The organism is Arthrobacter sp. Y3222053 (genome assembly GCF_059092805.1).
On the sequence record NZ_JBNHIA010000001.1, the window covers coordinates 307342 to 323831 of the forward strand.

A 16490-nucleotide genomic window follows, 5' to 3' on the forward strand; every position below is an offset into this window, starting at 1 on the left:
CCCGCCGTTCCTCCCGAACGGCGGGCCGCCGTCGTCTGCGGGCCCGGCGGGGCGTGCGTGTCCTCAGGGCCGGGCGCGATCAGGCCCGGGCGCGGCGGGCAGCCTTCGCCGCACCCCTGAGGCTGAAGCCCTCGGCGGCAGCGTCCGCGGGTGTGACCCGGGCGCCGGCCTCCAGCAGCTTTCGTGCCCCCAGATGCTCCGAGGGCAGGTTGACCGTCTCGACTGCGGCCAGGACACCGCGGCGGAAGCAGAGCACGGCAAACGCGCCGCCCTCCGGCCGGCCCAGCAGCACCGTTTCGTCATCGGGCAGCGCCAGCCCGGCCATCTGCAGTCGATAGGGGCCCTGGGTGGACCAGAACCAGGGCACGGCCCGGTACGGTGCATCTGAGCCGAGGATCGCCGCGGCGACGTGCCGGCCCTGGTCCACGGCGTTGGGCACCGATTCCAGCCGCATCAACCCGCCGTCCGGGCCGCCGGGGAAGGCCGCGGCGTCGCCCACCGCGTAGATGCGGGGATCGGCGGTACGCAGCGCGGCGTCCACGACGATGCCGTTGCCGGTGTCCAGTCCGGCGGCTTCGGCCAGTTCCTGGTTGGGCAGCACGCCCACGCCCACCGCCACCAGATCCGCGGGATACTCGACGCCGGCGGTGGAGACCGCGGCGGCCACCCGCCCGTCCGGACCGGCGGCAAAGGCGTTGATCCCCTCGCCCAGGCGCAGGTCGATGCCCAGGTCAGCGTGTGCCTGGACAAACCACTGCCCCATGCGCGGCGTCAGCGCACGTGCCATGGGCCGCGGCGCAAACTCCAGCACCGTCACCTTGCAGCTGTGGGCCCGCGCCGCGGCGGCAACCTCCAGGCCGATGAATCCGGCGCCGACCACCACCACGCTGCGGGCGGCGCCCAGCCCGGCGCGCAGGGCGGCGGCGTCGTCGGCGGTGCGCAGCTGGTGGATGCCGGGGAGGTCGGCCCCCGGCGCGGGCAGCGGCCGCGGCCGCGCCCCGGTGGCAAGGACCAGATGATCGTAGGTCAGCTCCCGGCCGTCACCGAGGCTGACGGTGCGGGCACGCCGGTCGACGCCGACGGCGGCGGCGTGCAGCAGCGTCACCCCTTCCCGGTCGAAGAACTCAGCGGGGCGCAGCGGCAGCAGGGCAGGCTCGGGCGAAGCCGGCATCAGCCAGTCCTTGGACAGCGGCGGCCGCTGGTACGGAATGCCGCCTTCCCCGGCCACCAGAGTGACGGCGCCGTCATACCCGCCGGCGCGCAGCGATTCGGCGGCCTGTACGCCTGCCTGACCGGCTCCGATGATGACAACGCCCATGACCGCTCCTGTTCCGGGGCCGCGGCGTCCAGCCTGCCGCCGTCGGCGCGCGTCCCGCTCCATTCTGCCCGACGTCGGCGCACATGCTGCCGCGGTGTCAGCCCATCAGCCGGTTCTCATAGGCATAGGCCACCAGCTGGGTGCGGGTCTTCAGCCCCAGCTTGGCAAGGATGCTGCGGACCTGAGACTTCACGGTCGCCTCGGCCACGAACTCAGCCGCCGCGATCTCCGCGTTGCCCAACCCCTTGGCCACCAGGAGGAAGACGTCCCGTTCGCGGGGTGAGAGCGGTGCCAGCGCCTCCACCCGCGGGCCGGGGGCCGAAACGGAGGTGGAACGGGCCGCGTGCCGGAACAGGTCATGCACCGAGCCGGGCGCGATCACGGAGTAGCCGGAGTGCACGGTCCGGATCGCTGCCAGAAGGAACTCGGGGTCCGAGCTCTTGAGCACGTAGCCGCTGGCACCGGCCGCCACCGCGTCCACAACCGCGGCGTCACGGTTGAAGGTGGTCAACGCGATGACCTTGGGCGGTTCGAAGCCCGCCTCCCGGGCGGCGGCCGTGATCCGAGCCGTGGCGGCGACCCCGCCGAGCACCGGCATGCGCAGGTCCATCAGCACCACGTCCGGCACCGCCTCGGTGACCAGCGCCACCGCTGCCTCCCCGTTCTCGGCCTCCCCGCAGAAAACCAGGTCCGGCTGGGAGTCAATGAGCATCCGCAGGCCCGACCGGAAGAGGGCCTGGTCATCCACAAGAGCGACCCGGATGGCGGACCCCGCCTCGGCCTCCGCCTCACTCACCGGCGCGGCCAAGTGCAAGTGCCGGTTCCGCTGCGGGCAAGGCCGCCGAAGCCAAGCCCGGAGATACCGCAGCCGCACTGTAGGGAATGAAGGCCGTCACCCGGAAGTCCGCGCCGTCCGGACCGGCGGTGAGCCAGCCGCCCGCCAGGTTCGCCCGCTCCCGCATGCCTGGAATGCCCCGGCCGATGCGTCCCGGCTGTCCGCCCGGTCCACCGCTTTCCGATGCCACGCTCCCGGGGTCCGTACCGGCGTCGGGCCCGCCTGCCCCACCGCCTTCGGGGGCAGCACCGCGGGAACCGATCTGCAGGGCCAGGCCCGGACCGCTCCAGTCGAGATGGATCATGACCGCCGTTCCCCGTCCGCCGTGGCGCAGGGCGTTGGTCAGCGCCTCCTGGACGATCCGGTAGACCGCCAGCTGCTGGCCTGTTTCAAGCTCGACCGGCGCCCCGGATTCGGTCCGCTCGATACTCAGCTGGCCCGCCTGCATCTGTGCGATGAGGGTATCCAGATCGGCGAGGCCGGGTTGGGGCGCCCGCTCGAGGCTGTCCTCACGTACGCCGTCGATGACCCGCTGGGCGTCGGCGAGCGCCCGTCGGGCCGCCAAGGCAATGTTCTCCAGCGCGTTCAGCACGGGCTTGGGCTGGTCCTTGCCCAGATACCGCGAGCCGTCCGCCTGGGCGGCAATCACGGCCAGGGAATGGCCGAGCACGTCGTGCAGGTCCCGGGCGATCCGATTGCGCTCCTGCTCCACGACGAGGTCGATTTCGGCGTGGCGCAGGCTCTCCTCGGCCTTCAGCCGGGCCCCGGTGAGCCAGCCCCGCTCCTCCCTCAGGCGCAGCGCCATCCCGGGCAGCCAGCACAGCAGCATGATCACCAGCAGCAGTCCGGAGACCATCAGCCAGTACGCGAACATCGTCGGACGGGCCACTCCCAGAACCCACAGCCAGCCGACACCCGAGCCGTACTGCCGGGAGACCATCAGGAAAGCAAAGATGCAGGAGAAGACCAGCGCTGCCGCCGGGCCGTGCCAGGCACGGGTCCTGGGGTTCAGGGCCGCGAAAAACAACGCATATCCCACCCCCAGGTAGATCGCCCAGTCGCTGGACAAGGGACCCACCAGGTGCCCGAGGAGCGCGGCAGCCAGCAGGACAGCAAACACCAATGAGGCCAAGGGCGCGACGGCGGCGAGGCCGATGGCCAGGGTGAGCGCGGTCAGCGTTGGGGCGCCGGGCCAGACGAGGAAGCTGCCGCCCATGCGGCCGGCTTCCCCGATGCACCAGAGCGTGAAAAAGACGGCCGCGGCGCACGGCGCACCCCAGGTGCGAAGGAATCGGGTCAGGTTGTCCATGCCGAGCAGGCTAGCGGCCGCTTCGGGCCCGTCGCCGGACATCCGCTGCGTTTCCGCCCTGCGGTAGTCGGATTCCAGCCCTGGGGCTGAAATCCACCGCCCTGCCGCGCCGCATCTCAGCCGGCGCTGAAGTCGACGACCACCTTGATGTCGTCCTCCTGCGGATCAAAGGCCTGCCGCCAGTCGGAAAGGGGCACGGTGCGGGTGATCAGGCGGCGCAGCCATGCGGTGTTGCCGCCGGTGAAGGCCTCCACGGCCTGCAGGTAGTGGCGGCGGTTGGCATTCACGGTGCCAAAAACCACGGCGTTGCCCAGCACCATTTCCTTGTTCAGTGCGCCCACGTCCACCGGGATCTCCTCCCCGCCGTCGGACACGCCGGCCAGGCAGGTGATGGAGTTCCTTCCTGCTGCGCTCACGGCATGGAGCACCACGGAGGGCACGCCGGTGCATTCAATGAGGACATCCGGCTCAAGCCCGGACTCGGGAAGCGTCTCCGTGTGGAAGATACCGCCAAGGTCCCGGACGAGGTCCGCCTTCGCGCCCTCCTCGAGGTCGAAGACGTGGACCTCCAGGCCCCGGCGGATACCAAAGTAGGCGGCCAGCAGTCCTACGGGTCCGGCGCCGGTCACGGCAGCCACCTTCGGCTCGAAGAAGGCCCGGCGGCCGATCTCCTCGATCTGCTCCCAGGCCTTGGCAATCACGGTGGCCGGCTCCAGCAGGACGCCCACGGGCTCCAGCTCCGGATCCAGCCGCACCAGTTCATCCGGCTCGGCGCGCCAGAGCTGCCGGGCAAAGCCGTCCATGCCCATGATGCCGTGCTCGCGGTACCCGCCGTTCAGGCACATGTCGAACTCCCCGGCGGCGCAGGCGGCACACGGTTCCGGATCGGGGCTTCGCACGATTCCGACCACCAGGTCGCCCGGTTCCAGACCCGATTCCGCCGGTGCCTCGCGGACCCGCCCTAGGTTCTCATGGCCAAGAACCAGCTCCCGGTGCCCTTCCGGCGCTTCCCCGTGTCCGCCGTCGATCACTTCGCGGTCCGTGGCACAGAGGCCGACGGCGAGCGCCTCCACGAGGACCGATCCTTCCTCCGCGCGGGGCTCCTTGAAGTCCGCCAGCCGCAGGGAGTCCGGATCGCCGGGGATAACGCTGATGGCCTTCATGTGCTGTCTTGCCTCTCGCTGAATGGGTCGCCCGGATGCACCGCACCAGGCCGTGGTTTGGTTGTCTGGTTCAATTATCGGCGCCTGCGAAGTGGTATCAGGCGGGAAGCACGGCGAGCAGATCCGCGCAGGCCGCTTCGCAGCGGCGGCAAACCTCGGCGCAGATGCGGCAGTGCTCATGCATGTCGGCGTGCTGCTCGCATTCCTCGGCGCAGACCCGGCAGGCGGCCCGGCAGGCTTCCAGCAGAGCGCGGACCAGGTAGGGATCCCGGGCGGTCTGGCGGGAGAGCACCTGCCCGGTGGCCGAGCAGACCGCCGCACAGTCGAGGTCGGTGCGGATGCAGCGGCGCAGCTCGGCGACCATCTCCTCCCCCAGGCAGGCATCGGCGCACGCGGTGCAGGTCTGGGCGCAGTCGTAGCAGGCCGCGATGCACTCGGCGAGCGCCGCTTGGTCGATCCCGAGGTCACCGGGGTAGGTATCGAGCATGGGCTGGACGTGGGTCATTTCTTCTCCAATCGCCTGATGTGCAGTTACCGGCAGGCCGCACCGCTGCGAAGAGGCACAGCCCCGTCGGCCCACAATTATCAGGCTACTGATGATCTACGACGCCGGACAACTCTCAGGGCCACAGCCCGTCCCCTGTCCCGGCGCGCAGGGGTGCGGGAAAAACGATCTTTCCTCTTCCAATATTGTGTGACACACACTATCGTGTTGGACATGGATGAAGATCTGCTGAGCGGACATCTGCAGGAACTGCGCCGGGGAACCGTGGTGCTGGCCTGCCTGTCCATCCTCAAGCGCCCCGGATACGGCTACGGCCTGCTGGAGGCGCTCGGGAACGCGGGTTTCGGCGTCGAGGCGAACACCCTCTACCCGCTGCTCCGCCGTCTGGAAAAACAGGGACTGCTCACCAGCTCCTGGGACACCGAAGAGGCGCGGCCGCGGAAGTTCTACACCACCAGCGAGCAGGGCAGGGAACTGCTGGACCTGCTGCTCAAAGACTGGGACGACCTGCACACCTCTATCCGGCAGCTCAATGAAGGAAGGCCCTCATGAGTACGCTCATCGACCGTTACGTCTTCACCGCCCTCAAGTCGATTCCGGAGAACCAGCGCTCGGACATTGACCGGGAGCTGCGCGGCTCGATCTCCGACGCCGTCGAGGCCCGGGTCGAAGCCGGCGAGACGCCCGCATCGGCCGAAACCGCGGTCCTGACCGAATTCGGCGATCCGGCGCGCCTGGCCGCCCGGTACGCGGACCGGCCGCTGTACCTGATCGGACCGGACCTGTTCCTGGACTGGTGGCGGCTGCTCAAGACGCTGCTGATCATCGTGGTGCCGCTCGCCGTCGTCGCCAACCTCATCATCCGGCTCGCCCTCGATCCAGCGGACATCGGCGGCGCCATCGGTTCGGCGATCGGCCTGGGCATCAGCGTCGTCGTGAACATCGCGTTCTGGGTGACCCTGGCGTTCTACCTCATCCAGAGCACCGGCACCCGGCGCAGCGACCTCGGCCTGGCCCGGTGGACCCCGGAGCAGCTGCCCCAGCTGCCGCGGCGGTCCCAGGTCTCGCTGGGTGACACCGTCGCCTCGGTCATCATGCTGAGCATCTTCATCACCGTGCTGATCTGGCAGCACTTCGGCTCGGCCCTGTACCTCAACGGGGAACCCGTCCCGGTGCTGAACGACGGGCTGTGGAGCTTCTGGCTGCCCTACGTGATCGTCCTGCTGGCGGTGGAGATCGCCTTCGCCGTGGCACTGTACCTGCGGAGGGGCTGGACCTGGGGCTCCGCCGCCGTCAACACGGTGCTGGGCCTGCTGTTCATGGTTCCGGTCCTGTGGCTGCTGGCCACGGACCAGGTCTACAACTGGGCCTTCCTGGCCGAGGCGAACTGGGACGGCGCGAACACCGGCTGGATCAACGGCATCACCGCCGCGTTCGTGCTCTTCATCGGCCTCTGGGACATCGCCGACGGGTTCGTGAAGGCCTGGAAGGCCGAGCGGCAGGAAGCTCCGCGGCAACCGGCCACGGTTTAGCGGGGTCGCCGGCACGGCGGAGACACGATGGGCCGGCCCGGGACTTCGAGTCCCGGGCCGGCTTCCCGCTGCGACGGGGGGGTGCTGCGGCCGGACCACGCGGACCCCGAACCTGACGTGGGCACCCGGATCGTGCAAGGATCAGCTATGCCCCAGCGCCTGATGCTGCTCGACACCGCCTCCCTGTACTTCCGCGCCTTTTACGGCGTTCCGGACAGCATCAAATGCAGCGACGGCACCCCGGTCAACGCCGTCCGCGGGCTGCTGGACATGATCGCCCGGCTCACCGTGGATTACGGTGCCACCCACTTGGTGGCCTGCTGGGACGACGACTGGCGCCCCCAGTGGCGGGTGGACCTGCTGCCCACCTACAAGGCGCACCGGGTCGCGGAAACGTCCGACGTCGGCCCGGACACCGAGGTGGTCCCGGATCCCCTCGAAGCGCAGATCCCGCTGATCCGCCGGGTGCTGGAACTGGGCGGCATCGCCGTCGTCGGCGCCGCTGAGCACGAGGCGGACGATGTGATCGGCAGCTATGCGAGCCGCGCCGAGCTGCCCACGGATGTCGTCACCGGGGACCGGGACCTGTTCCAGCTGATCGACGACGCGCGCGGAGTGCGGGTGATCTATACGGCGCGGGGCATGAAGAACCTGGAGGTGCTCACCGAGCAGGAGGTGGTCGCCAAGTACCGGGTGCTGCCGCAGCAGTACGCGGACTACGCGACCCTGCGCGGCGACGCGTCGGACGGGCTGCCGGGTGTTTCCGGCATCGGTGAAAAGACCGCCGCGTCGCTGCTGGCCGAGTACGGCACGCTCGAAGCGCTGCTCGCCGCAGCGGAGGACCGGGACAGCGGGTTGGCCTCCGGTGTGCGGGCCAAGCTGGCCGCCGCGGCGGACTACCTCCAGGTAGCGCCCGACGTCGTACGCGTGGTCCGGGACCTCGATCTGCCCTCCCTGGAGGAGGCGGGCGCGCAGCTGCACCCGGTCGGCGGGGACCACCGGGCCGAGCTGGAGCGGCTGGCGGAGGAATGGAACCTGGGCGGGTCGGTGCGCCGGTTCCTGGCGGCGCTGGATCAGCGCGGGGGTTCCTGAGCGGCGGCGACCCGGCCGGGCCGCCGCCGTCGTTGGTGGTCTTGGAGCGTGCCGCTCAGCGGCGGCGGGGCTTCTGCAGCCAGGGCTGCAGCATGCCGGTCACCCAGGGCAGCACCCAGTAGGCCATGATGGGCGTCAGGATGGCGGTGGTGAGGAATACACGCAGGGGCATGAACAGGGCGTCCCACTCGGGGAACGCCAGCCCGATCAGCCAGGTGAAGACCAGGTTCACGGGGAAGAAGCCGAGCCAGATGGCGATCGACTGCTTCCAGGCCGGCGGCTTGACGGGTGTCTGCAGGTCGGTGGTGGCCGACGGCGCGTCGAACCAGCCCTCGATGCCGGTGCGGCGGGTGACGGTGCGGTCTTCGACCATGTCGCGGCCGCGTTCGAGCCAGGTGCGGCGCTCATCGGACTGCTCCCAGGCGTCGAGCGTGGCTTCGTCGGCGAACCGGTAGAGCATGTGCCATTCGTCGGAGGTGGCCGAGGCGCGGACCCAGCCCGAGCCGAGGAACCCGGGCCAGGCATTGGCGAGGTTGACGCCGTCCTGGACCCAGTGCGTGACCTCGGGAACGCGGCGGGGATCGACCCGGCGCGTGATCGAGACCGTAACCGCTTCCGGCTCCCGGGCCGGAAGGGTTTCAGCGGAGGTGATTGTCATGGGTTCAAGTATCCGGGCGGTCCGGCGGAGGCGGCGACTTCACGACAGGTGATGCTCAGCACCCGCGTGGGCCAATTTCTTCGGCCGGGTCGGCGTTGACGGACAAACGTGGACGGCCGCGCCCAACCCGTCTGGCACGAAACAGTCAAGACCGGAACGACAGGTCCCGCACGTCTTCCCCTGGACCGGGGACGGGGGTTTACTGTCCCCGTTCAAGCTCGCCCCACGAAGGAGTGGACATGCCCGACACCGCAGCACCCCAACTCGATCGGACCGTGGAGGACTGGCTTCGCAGGCTTGATACGGCGCTCACCGAACGCGACGCCGAGGCGGCCGCAGACCTGTTCGAAACGGACGGGTTGTGGCGGGACTTCGTTTCCTTCACCTGGAACCTCAAGACATGTGAAGGCCGGAGCCAGATCACCGAAATGCTCGAGGCCGTCCTGGACGACACCGCGCCCTCGGGCTGGGCCCTGGCCGAGCCCGCCACCGGCGACGCCGGGCTGATCGAAGCGTGGATCACCTTCGAAACCGGGGCAGGCCGCGGCTGGGGCCACCTGCGCCTGCGCGGCGGCAGGTGCTGGACCCTGCTCACTACTCTGCAGGAGCTGAAGGGCTACGAAGAGGCGAAGGGTCCGCGGCGGGCCAAAGGCGTGGAACACACAATCGCCCGCGGTCGGAAATCCTGGCTGGAGGAAAAACTCGATCGGCAGGAACGGCTCGGGCGCGAGGATCAGCCGTACTGCGTCATCGTGGGCGGCGGCCAGGGCGGCGTCGGCCTTGCCGCAAGGCTGTGCCGGCTCAACGTGCCGACCCTGGTCATCGAGCGCAACGAAAGGGCCGGTGACTCCTGGCGCCGGCGCTACAAGTCCCTCGCCCTGCACGACCCGGTCTGGTACGACCACATGCCGTACCTGCCGTTCCCGGATGACTGGCCGGTCTTCGCGCCCAAGGACAAGATCGGGGACTGGCTGGAGCACTACACCGCCGTCATGGAACTGGACTACTGGTCCGGTACCGAGTGCCTCAACGCCCGGTTCAACGAAACCGAGGGCGAATGGGAAGTCCGCGTGCACCGGCACGGTGAGGATCTCGTCCTTCGTCCCAAGCAGCTGGTCTTCGCCCTCGGCGTTTCCGGCTACCCCCACATCCCCGAATTCGACGGTGCCAAGGCCTTCCTCGGCGAGCAGTACCATTCCTCCCAGTATCCAGGCGGGGGCGACCAGACCGGACGGAAAGCCCTGGTCATCGGTTCCAACAACTCGGCTCATGACATCGCGGCTGACCTGTGGGAACACGGCGCCGACGTCACCATGGTCCAGCGTTCCTCCACCCATGTGGTCCGCAGCGACTCCCTGATGGAGTTCGCCCTCGGCGACCTGTACTCCGAACGTGCGCTGGCCGCCGGAGTGAGCACCGAAAAGGCGGACATGCTGTTCGCCTCGCTGCCTTACCGCATCCTTCCGGAGGCGCAGATTCCAATCTACGAACAGATCGCCGAGCACGACGCCGGCTTCTACCGCCAGCTGCAGGAGGCCGGGTTTGAGCTCGACTTCGGTGAAGACGGATCCGGGCTTTTCCTGAAGTACCTGCGCCGCGGATCGGGCTACTACATCGACGTCGGTGCCTCGCAGCTGATCATCGACGGACGGGTGAAGCTTCACCGCGGACAGGTTGCCAAGCTCACCGGCAACGGCGCGGTCATGGACGACGGCACGGAACTGGACGCTGACATGGTCATCTATGCCACCGGTTACGGGTCCATGAATAACTGGCTCGCCGACCTCATCTCCCCCGAGGTCGCGGACCAGGTGGGCAAATGCTGGGGCTTTGGGTCCGGCACGACAAAGGACCCCGGCCCTTGGGAGGGTGAACTCCGAAATATGTGGAAGCCCACCAACGTCGAGCACCTGTGGGTCCACGGCGGAAACCTCCATCAGAGCCGGCACTACTCGCTCTTCCTTGCCCTGCAGCTGAAGGCGCGGATGGAGGGGCTGCCGACTCCGGTCTACGGATTACAGCCTTCGCATCACAGGCGTTAAGACGAACGCGGCACTTCCACCCGCACATTAGATTGGAACCATGCAGCAGGAGGACTTTCGAATCACCGTCGGCGACACCGACGTCAGCGCCGCCTACGCCCGCCCGCAGGACGCGTTCGCGACCGTCGTCGTCGCCCACGGGGCCGGAGCCGGGATGGAGCATCCGTTCATGGTCGGCTTCACCGACGCCCTGAACGACGGCGGCGCGGCCACCCTGCGCTTCAACTTCCCCTACCGGGAGGCCGGAAAGAAGTTCCCGGACAAGGCGCCGACGGCGATCGCCACCTGGCGTGCAGTGATGGACGCCGCGCAGGAGCGGGCCGCAGCGGGCGAACCCCTGTGGGCCTGCGGCAAGTCCTTCGGCGGCCGGATGGCATCCATGGCCGTGGCCGAAGGCATGACGGCCGCCGGGCTGATTTACCTCGGTTATCCCCTGCACCCGCCGGGCAAGCCGGAGAAGCTGCGCGACGAACACCTCTACGGCCTCACCCTGCCCATGCTGTTCCTGCAGGGCACCCGCGATCCCTTCGCCCTGCCCGGCGAACTGGAGCCGGTCGCCGAGCGGATCGGCGCCAATGCCTGCGTCGAACCGATCGAGGGCGGCGACCATTCCTTCAACGTCGCCGGCAACAAGCGCCCGCCGGCCGACGTCGGCGCCGGACTGGCCGCAACAATCCTGGACTTTCTTCGCCGGAACCATCTGGCTCGTGGCCCGGAATGCCCGCCGCCAAGCTGAGGAGGTCCAGCCGGACGTCGCCCGACGCCAGGCTGGGAACTTGCTGGTAACCGGCGTCAGCCGGACTCGCTATTCTGGTTACAGCTGGTCTGGCAAGGCCGGCTTTCCCATTGTCGATAAAAGTATGGAGATCATGAGCGCCCGCTGCGACGCACCCTGTCACAGACCCTGGCCTTCGGGCCTGAAGACTGAGACGGGATGGTGGGGCTGATGGAAGTCGTCGCCATCCTGATTGGCATTATTCTGATTGCCGCCTGCGGCGCCTTCGTTGCCGCCGAGTTCGCCCTGATTACGGTGAACCGCAACGACGTCGAAGCCTCCGCGGAAGCCGGCGACCGTAAATCCCAGGGCGTGCTGAAAGCCATGCGCACGCTCTCCACCCAGCTGTCCGGCGCCCAGCTGGGCATCACCGTCACCAACCTGGGCATCGGCTTCCTGGCCGAACCGGCCATCGCCTCCCTCGTCGTCGGACCGCTCCAGGACATGGGCCTGGGCGAGGTCGCGGCACGCTCTGTATCAGTGGCCATCGCCCTGGTCTTGGCTACCAGCCTGACCATGATCTTCGGCGAACTGGTGCCGAAGAACCTGGCCATTGCCAAGCCGCTGGCCACTGCCCGCGCCGTTACCGGCTTCCAGCGCGGCTTCAGCCGCTCCACCGCCATCCTGCTGCGCTTCTTCAACGGCACCGCCAACAAGGTGGTCCGCTCCTTCGGCATCGAGCCGCAGGAGGAGCTGGCCTCCGCCCGCTCCCCGCAGGAACTCGCCGGCCTGGTGCAGCACTCAGCCAAGCAGGGTGCACTGGCCGCGGAGACCGCCGAACTGGTCGCCCGCTCCTTCGCCTTCGGTGACCGCCGGGCCCGCGACGTGATGACCCCCCGCGCCCGCATCCACGACCTCTCCCCGGAGACCTCCGTGGCGCAGATGCTCGCTGCGGCAACCGAGTCCGGGTTCTCCCGCTTCCCGGTCATCGAGGAGGACGAAGGCAAGGTGCTCGGCCTGGTGCACGTGCGCCACAGCCTCGCCATCCCCTACGAGCAGCGTGCAACGACGCCGGTCAGCTCCGTCATGGGCCCGGTCACCGTGGTCCCGGACACCGTGGAACTGGACCACCTGATGGACACTCTGCGCTCCGGCGGCCTGCAGCTGGCCGTCCTCGTGGACGAGTTCGGCGACACCGCCGGCCTGGTCACCCTGGAGGACCTCGTCGAGGAGCTCGTGGGCGAAGTGCTCGACGAGCACGACCCGCAGGGCCCCTCCGCCGTCCAGGCAGCCGACGGGTCCTGGGTGCTCGACGCCCTGCTGCGCCCCGACGAGGCGAGCGAATACCTCGGTGCCTGCGTGCCCGAGCACGACGACTATGAGACCCTCGCCGGCCTCGTGACCCTGGAGCTGGAACGCCTGGCCCAGGTGGGAGACGAGGTGACCATCGCCGCGGACAACCCGCACGGCGTGAACCCGGCCACCATCGTCCTCCGCGTCGAGGAGACCGATGAGCACCGGATTGTCCGGGTGCGCGCCGTCGTCACCCATCACGAGCCTGTTGACGCCGCGGACGGCGCCGAGGAAAGCGAGGCCCGCCGATGAGCGACCTGACCGGCATCCTGCTGACCATTTTCCTGCTGCTGTTCAACGCGTTCTTCGTCGGCGCGGAGTTCGCGCTGATCTCCGCCCGGCGTACCATCGTCGAGCCCAAGGCGCAGGCCGGGTCCTGGGCCGCAAAGGTCACGCTCGGGGCCATGGAGAACGTCTCCCTGATGATGGCCGCCGCCCAGCTGGGCATCACCATCTGTTCGCTGGCGCTGGGCGCGATCAGCGAACCGGCCATCGCCCACCTGCTGGAGGTGCCGTTCAACGCGATCGGCATCCCGGAGGCCCTGGTCCACCCGATCGCCTTCGCGATCGCCCTGTCCCTGGTCACCTACCTGCACGTGGTCTTCGGTGAAATGGTGCCGAAGAACATCGCCCTGGCCGGCCCGGAGCGGATGGCCATGATCCTCGGCCCGATCCTGGTGGGCATCGCCACTGTGCTGCGCCCGCTGCTGTGGGTCATGAACGGCATCGCGAACCTGATCCTGCGCGCCATGAAGGTCCAGCCCAAGGACGAGGTGACCAGCGTGTTCACCCGCGACGAGGTGGCCGCCCTGGTCGAGGAGTCCCGCGAAGGCGGCCTGCTGGACGTCAGCGACGAGCGGCTGCTCCTCGGTGCCCTCACCTTCGAGGAGCGCACCGTGAAGCAGGTGACCCTGCCGATCAGCACGGTCAAGACCCTGCCGGCCGGCGTCACCCCGGCCCAGGCCGAGGCCGTGGCGCGCGGCGGGTTCTCCCGGTTCCCGATTTCGGGGCCGGGCGGTCTGGAAGGCTACGTGCACATCAAGGACCTGCTCAGCGCAGGCCCGGAGCAGCGCGAGATGCCCATCCCGGCCGACGCCGTCCGCCCGCTGCCGCGCATCGTCGTCACCACTCCGCTGCGTCAGGCGCTGGCCGCCATGCAGGCCGACGCCGCCCACCTGGCGGCCGCGGTCGACGCCGAAGGCCGCACCATCGGCATCCTCACCCTCGAGGATGTCATCGAGGAACTCGTGGGCCAGATCCGCGACGACAGCCGTGCCATGCGCGTGCGCTGACCGCTGTACCGCCCGGGGCCGAAGTGAACGGCGGCCCCGGGCACAAACGCCGACGCCGGGCAGGAACCTTCCTGCCCGGCGTCGGCGTTTGTGTCTCTGCTCCGAGCCCGATGGCGGGAGGGCGTCAGTGGCTGGCGGTGCCGCGCCGGGACTCAAGCACCGGCCGGATCATGGCGTCCGACGCCGCGCCGGTGGCCCAGGAGTACACGCTCTTGTGCAGCACGTCCACGATCTGGTCCTGACGCTCCCAGGTGGGCGGCGGGGCACCCACTCCGGTGGCGTTTTCCAGCGTCTGGTCTGTGGCCAGGCGCACCACGGTGTGCCAGGTGTTGGCCAGCGGGCCCCGGATGCCGGTGACGGACCAGACCCCGCGCAGCGCACCCAGCGCGGCGCCGGTGCCCCAGTGCATGGCGTGGTTCCACGCCGGAGACTGCGGCTCGTCGCCCGGCCTGCGGCCCAGCAGGGAGAGCAGCGTCCGCGCCGGCACGTAGGAATTGGGCCGGTGCGTCAGGGCCTGTTCCAGCTTCTCGCCGGCGGTCATTGCCGCCACACCGGCCAGCCCGGCCAGGGTTCCGGTTGCCGCTGCCTTCAGCAGTGTGCGTCCGCGTGGGGGTGTCATGCGTTGCCTCCTTGCCGTCGTTGCCTTGGTGTTTTCCACCCTAGCGGCTCCGGTTCGGCCGGCTGCGGGCACCCGGCCCGGTCACGGGCGGGCGGGGCCGGTTCAGCGGCGGCGGCCGAAGATCAACGAGGCCGCGGCCATCGCCCCGGTCACGGTGAAGACCGAGGGCCAGGCGCCCATCTTCTTGGCCAGCGGGTGCGACAGGCCGAAGGCCGCCACGTAAGAACCGGTCAGCGCCGCGGCCCGGGCGGTGCCCGCGTCGCGCTTCCACAGGGCGAACGCGGCCGCTCCGGCGGCGGCGAGCACGGCGCCGCCGAGCTGCCGGTTGCCCGTGTCACGGGCGGTTTTGTAGCCGCCCAGCAGGCCGGCGCTGGAGACGAGGGAGGACAGCAGTGCACTCACGGGGATAGCTCCTTCTTTGACGACTTTGTTCCAGCCTAGCCCCGCGGCCGACGCGTCCGGCCGCAGGTCTCCGGGGCCCGCGCCCAGCCCCACATGAAGACCATTCTTCCCACCGACTGTGGAAATGCGCCAAGAATCTCCATAGAATTCGTCACCAACTGGGCCAGAAGAGACACCGGGGCAGTCGCTGCATGGCTGACCGACGACGTCGTCTGGACCGTCGTTGGACAAGAACCGGTCAGCGGCGGGGACGCGGCCAATGAGGCGTGTCCGGACGGCACGACCAGCCGCGTCGAGGTAACTTCGATCATCACGCACGGCAGGCTCGCGTCCTGCGATGGCTTCCTGGAATCCGGCTCAGGCCGGCTCTCCTTCAGCCACGTGTTCAGATTCGCCAGCACGTCCAGGACCGCCAAAATCAAAGAGGCTCGAACCTACCTCATCGAGTGCCCCGCCTGAGCCGCCGGACTCACCTCCGCCGGCTCGGCCGCTTCGGCAGCCATTGCGCCGGAATATCGAAGCCGGTTCCGGCGCTGCAGGGAAGCATGAAGCGCATCGGATTCCTCACGTTCGGCCATTACCGGGACATCCCCGGCTCGCAGGTACGCACCGCGCAGGATGCGCTGCGGCAGACCATGGAGCTGGCCGTGGCCGCCGAGGAGGTAGGAGCCGACGGCGCGTTCCTGCGCGTGCATCACTACGTGCCGCAGCTGGCCTCGCCGTTCCCGCTGCTGGCGGCCATGGCGGCCCGCACCTCCCGGCTGGAGCTGGGCACCGCAGTCATCGACATGCGCTACGAGAACCCGCTGTACATGGCGGAGGAGGCCGCCGCCGTGGACCTGATCAGCGGCGGCCGGCTGCAGCTGGGCCTGAGCCGGGGATCCCCCGAGCCGGCCCTGCACGGCTGGGAGGCCTTCGGCTACCGGCCCGAGGACCCGGCGGAGGACGCCCGACGCCGCACCGCCCGGTTCCGCGCCGCGATCGCCGGGGCGGGCATGGCTCCGGCGGACCCGGCCATGACCGGCGGGCAGGAGGGCCTGCTGTCCGTTGAGCCGCTCTCGCCCGGTCTCGGGCAGCGCATCTGGTGGGGATCCGGGACCCGGGCGACGGCGCGGTGGGCGGGCGAGCAGGGCATGAACCTGATGAGCTCCACCCTGCTGACCGAAGACACCGGCGTGCCGTTCGATGAGCTGCAGGCGGAGCAGATCGAGCTCTTCCGCGGCGCCTGGCGCGACGCCGGACACGAGGGCGGGCCCCGGGTCTCGGTCAGCCGCAGCGTCATTCCCCTGGTTACCGAGCAGGACCGGCGCTGGTTCGGCCTGCGGGCCCAGGCCGACGGCACCGACCAGGTGGGGCTCCTCGAGGGCGTGCGTTCCCGGTTCGGGCGCAGCTACATCGGCGAGCCGGATGCGATTGCCGCCGAGCTGGCCGCCGACGCCGCGGTGCAGGCCGCCGATACGGTGCTCGTCACGGTGCCGAACCAGCTGGGCGTGGACTACAACGCGCACCTGCTGGAGAGCATCGTGCAGCATGTCGCCCCGGCCGCGGGCTGGCGCTGACCCCGCAGCCCGCGTCCACCCGCGGGATGCCCGGAAAACCGGGCTGCTAGGGTGGGGAGACACCGGCTTCCCGTCGGAGAAACATCAATAGGTAGA

Annotated in this window: 17 protein-coding genes; 9 read left to right on the forward strand and 8 right to left on the reverse strand. The window is 69.4% G+C overall.

The window, feature by feature from the left end:
* Positions 1-79: 79 nt before the first annotated feature.
* The 5 genes from AC5RUW_RS01425 to AC5RUW_RS01445 all read right to left on the reverse strand — a co-directional run bounded on the left by AC5RUW_RS01425 (position 80) and on the right by AC5RUW_RS01445 (position 5130).
* Positions 80-1318: an NAD(P)/FAD-dependent oxidoreductase gene (locus AC5RUW_RS01425; protein ID WP_494159044.1), complete on the reverse strand. Its 1239-nt coding sequence runs from the start codon at positions 1316-1318 to the stop codon at positions 80-82.
* A 97-nt stretch (positions 1319-1415) separates the two neighbouring features.
* The gene (locus tag AC5RUW_RS01430; RefSeq protein WP_494159045.1) at positions 1416-2114 is read right to left on the reverse strand and encodes a response regulator; all 699 of its coding nucleotides are present in this window, start codon (positions 2112-2114) and stop codon (positions 1416-1418) included.
* Entirely contained in the window at positions 2107-3462 is a 1356-nt protein-coding gene (locus tag AC5RUW_RS01435; protein WP_494159046.1) for a sensor histidine kinase, read from the reverse strand. The genes AC5RUW_RS01430 and AC5RUW_RS01435 overlap by 8 nt, the downstream gene beginning before the upstream one ends.
* Positions 3463-3578: 116 nt before the next feature.
* Positions 3579-4625, reverse strand: coding sequence for a glucose 1-dehydrogenase (locus AC5RUW_RS01440; protein WP_494159047.1), 1047 nt, complete (start codon positions 4623-4625; stop codon positions 3579-3581).
* Positions 4626-4722: 97 nt separating this feature from the next.
* Positions 4723-5130, reverse strand: coding sequence for a four-helix bundle copper-binding protein (locus AC5RUW_RS01445; RefSeq protein WP_494159048.1), 408 nt, complete (start codon positions 5128-5130; stop codon positions 4723-4725).
* 213 nt (positions 5131-5343) lie between these two features.
* Here AC5RUW_RS01445 and AC5RUW_RS01450 point away from each other — a divergent pair, with 213 nt between their 5' ends.
* The 3 genes from AC5RUW_RS01450 (at position 5344) to AC5RUW_RS01460 (ending at position 7754) form a co-directional block, all read left to right on the forward strand.
* Positions 5344-5682: a PadR family transcriptional regulator gene (locus AC5RUW_RS01450; protein WP_494159049.1), complete on the forward strand. Its 339-nt coding sequence runs from the start codon at positions 5344-5346 to the stop codon at positions 5680-5682.
* Positions 5679-6662, forward strand: coding sequence for a permease prefix domain 1-containing protein (locus AC5RUW_RS01455; RefSeq protein WP_494159050.1), 984 nt, complete (start codon positions 5679-5681; stop codon positions 6660-6662). The genes AC5RUW_RS01450 and AC5RUW_RS01455 overlap by 4 nt, the downstream gene beginning before the upstream one ends.
* A gap of 147 nt (positions 6663-6809) precedes the next feature.
* Complete coding sequence (locus tag AC5RUW_RS01460) at positions 6810-7754, forward strand: 5'-3' exonuclease (protein ID WP_494159051.1); 945 nt, start codon at positions 6810-6812, stop codon at positions 7752-7754.
* Positions 7755-7809: 55 nt separating this feature from the next.
* Here AC5RUW_RS01460 and AC5RUW_RS01465 read toward each other — a convergent pair whose 3' ends face one another.
* Positions 7810-8412: an antibiotic biosynthesis monooxygenase gene (locus AC5RUW_RS01465; RefSeq protein WP_494159052.1), complete on the reverse strand. Its 603-nt coding sequence runs from the start codon at positions 8410-8412 to the stop codon at positions 7810-7812.
* A gap of 239 nt (positions 8413-8651) precedes the next feature.
* Here AC5RUW_RS01465 and AC5RUW_RS01470 point away from each other — a divergent pair, with 239 nt between their 5' ends.
* The 4 genes from AC5RUW_RS01470 (at position 8652) to AC5RUW_RS01485 (ending at position 13814) form a co-directional block, all read left to right on the forward strand.
* Positions 8652-10454 (forward strand): NAD(P)-binding domain-containing protein, encoded by a 1803-nt coding sequence (locus tag AC5RUW_RS01470; protein WP_494159053.1) that lies wholly within the window; start codon positions 8652-8654, stop codon positions 10452-10454.
* A 40-nt stretch (positions 10455-10494) separates the two neighbouring features.
* On the forward strand, positions 10495-11190 hold the full coding sequence (locus AC5RUW_RS01475) for an alpha/beta hydrolase family protein (RefSeq protein WP_494159054.1): 696 nt from the start codon (positions 10495-10497) through the stop codon (positions 11188-11190).
* 198 nt (positions 11191-11388) lie between these two features.
* Positions 11389-12774, forward strand: coding sequence for a hemolysin family protein (locus AC5RUW_RS01480; protein WP_494159055.1), 1386 nt, complete (start codon positions 11389-11391; stop codon positions 12772-12774).
* Positions 12771-13814 (forward strand): hemolysin family protein, encoded by a 1044-nt coding sequence (locus AC5RUW_RS01485; RefSeq protein WP_494159056.1) that lies wholly within the window; start codon positions 12771-12773, stop codon positions 13812-13814. Before AC5RUW_RS01480 ends, AC5RUW_RS01485 begins: the two co-directional genes overlap by 4 nt.
* Positions 13815-13938: 124 nt before the next feature.
* Here AC5RUW_RS01485 and AC5RUW_RS01490 read toward each other — a convergent pair whose 3' ends face one another.
* Together AC5RUW_RS01490 and AC5RUW_RS01495 are read right to left on the reverse strand one after the other, a co-directional pair.
* Positions 13939-14433, reverse strand: a complete 495-nt coding sequence (locus AC5RUW_RS01490; protein WP_494159057.1) for a hypothetical protein — start codon at positions 14431-14433, stop codon at positions 13939-13941.
* A gap of 102 nt (positions 14434-14535) precedes the next feature.
* Entirely contained in the window at positions 14536-14835 is a 300-nt protein-coding gene (locus tag AC5RUW_RS01495; protein ID WP_494159058.1) for a hypothetical protein, read from the reverse strand.
* 93 nt (positions 14836-14928) lie between these two features.
* Here AC5RUW_RS01495 and AC5RUW_RS01500 point away from each other — a divergent pair, with 93 nt between their 5' ends.
* Together AC5RUW_RS01500 and AC5RUW_RS01505 are read left to right on the forward strand one after the other, a co-directional pair.
* Entirely contained in the window at positions 14929-15294 is a 366-nt protein-coding gene (locus AC5RUW_RS01500; RefSeq protein ID WP_494159059.1) for a nuclear transport factor 2-like protein, read from the forward strand.
* Between the two features lie 86 nt (positions 15295-15380).
* Positions 15381-16394 carry an LLM class flavin-dependent oxidoreductase gene (locus AC5RUW_RS01505; RefSeq protein WP_494159060.1) on the forward strand — a complete coding sequence of 338 codons (1014 nt, stop codon included), beginning with the start codon at positions 15381-15383 and terminating at the stop codon, positions 16392-16394.
* Positions 16395-16490 lie beyond the last annotated feature (96 nt).

Bases quoted from the DNA above. Each gene is read 5' to 3' on its own strand.
- AC5RUW_RS01425 (WP_494159044.1), bottom strand. From the start codon at position 1,318: ATGGGCGTTGTCATCATCGGAGCCGGTCAGGCAGGCGTACAGGCCGCC.
- AC5RUW_RS01435 (WP_494159046.1), bottom strand. From the start codon at position 3,462: ATGGACAACCTGACCCGATTCCTTCGCACCTGGGGTGCGCCGTGCGCC.
- AC5RUW_RS01440 (WP_494159047.1), bottom strand. From the start codon at position 4,625: ATGAAGGCCATCAGCGTTATCCCCGGCGATCCGGACTCCCTGCGGCTG.
- AC5RUW_RS01445 (WP_494159048.1), bottom strand. From the start codon at position 5,130: ATGACCCACGTCCAGCCCATGCTCGATACCTACCCCGGTGACCTCGGG.
- AC5RUW_RS01450 (WP_494159049.1), top strand. From the start codon at position 5,344: ATGGATGAAGATCTGCTGAGCGGACATCTGCAGGAACTGCGCCGGGGA.
- AC5RUW_RS01455 (WP_494159050.1), top strand. From the start codon at position 5,679: ATGAGTACGCTCATCGACCGTTACGTCTTCACCGCCCTCAAGTCGATT.
- AC5RUW_RS01460 (WP_494159051.1), top strand. From the start codon at position 6,810: ATGCCCCAGCGCCTGATGCTGCTCGACACCGCCTCCCTGTACTTCCGC.
- AC5RUW_RS01465 (WP_494159052.1), bottom strand. From the start codon at position 8,412: ATGACAATCACCTCCGCTGAAACCCTTCCGGCCCGGGAGCCGGAAGCG.
- AC5RUW_RS01470 (WP_494159053.1), top strand. From the start codon at position 8,652: ATGCCCGACACCGCAGCACCCCAACTCGATCGGACCGTGGAGGACTGG.
- AC5RUW_RS01475 (WP_494159054.1), top strand. From the start codon at position 10,495: ATGCAGCAGGAGGACTTTCGAATCACCGTCGGCGACACCGACGTCAGC.
- AC5RUW_RS01480 (WP_494159055.1), top strand. From the start codon at position 11,389: ATGGTGGGGCTGATGGAAGTCGTCGCCATCCTGATTGGCATTATTCTG.
- AC5RUW_RS01485 (WP_494159056.1), top strand. From the start codon at position 12,771: ATGAGCGACCTGACCGGCATCCTGCTGACCATTTTCCTGCTGCTGTTC.
- AC5RUW_RS01490 (WP_494159057.1), bottom strand. From the start codon at position 14,433: ATGACACCCCCACGCGGACGCACACTGCTGAAGGCAGCGGCAACCGGA.
- AC5RUW_RS01500 (WP_494159059.1), top strand. From the start codon at position 14,929: ATGAAGACCATTCTTCCCACCGACTGTGGAAATGCGCCAAGAATCTCC.
- AC5RUW_RS01505 (WP_494159060.1), top strand. From the start codon at position 15,381: ATGAAGCGCATCGGATTCCTCACGTTCGGCCATTACCGGGACATCCCC.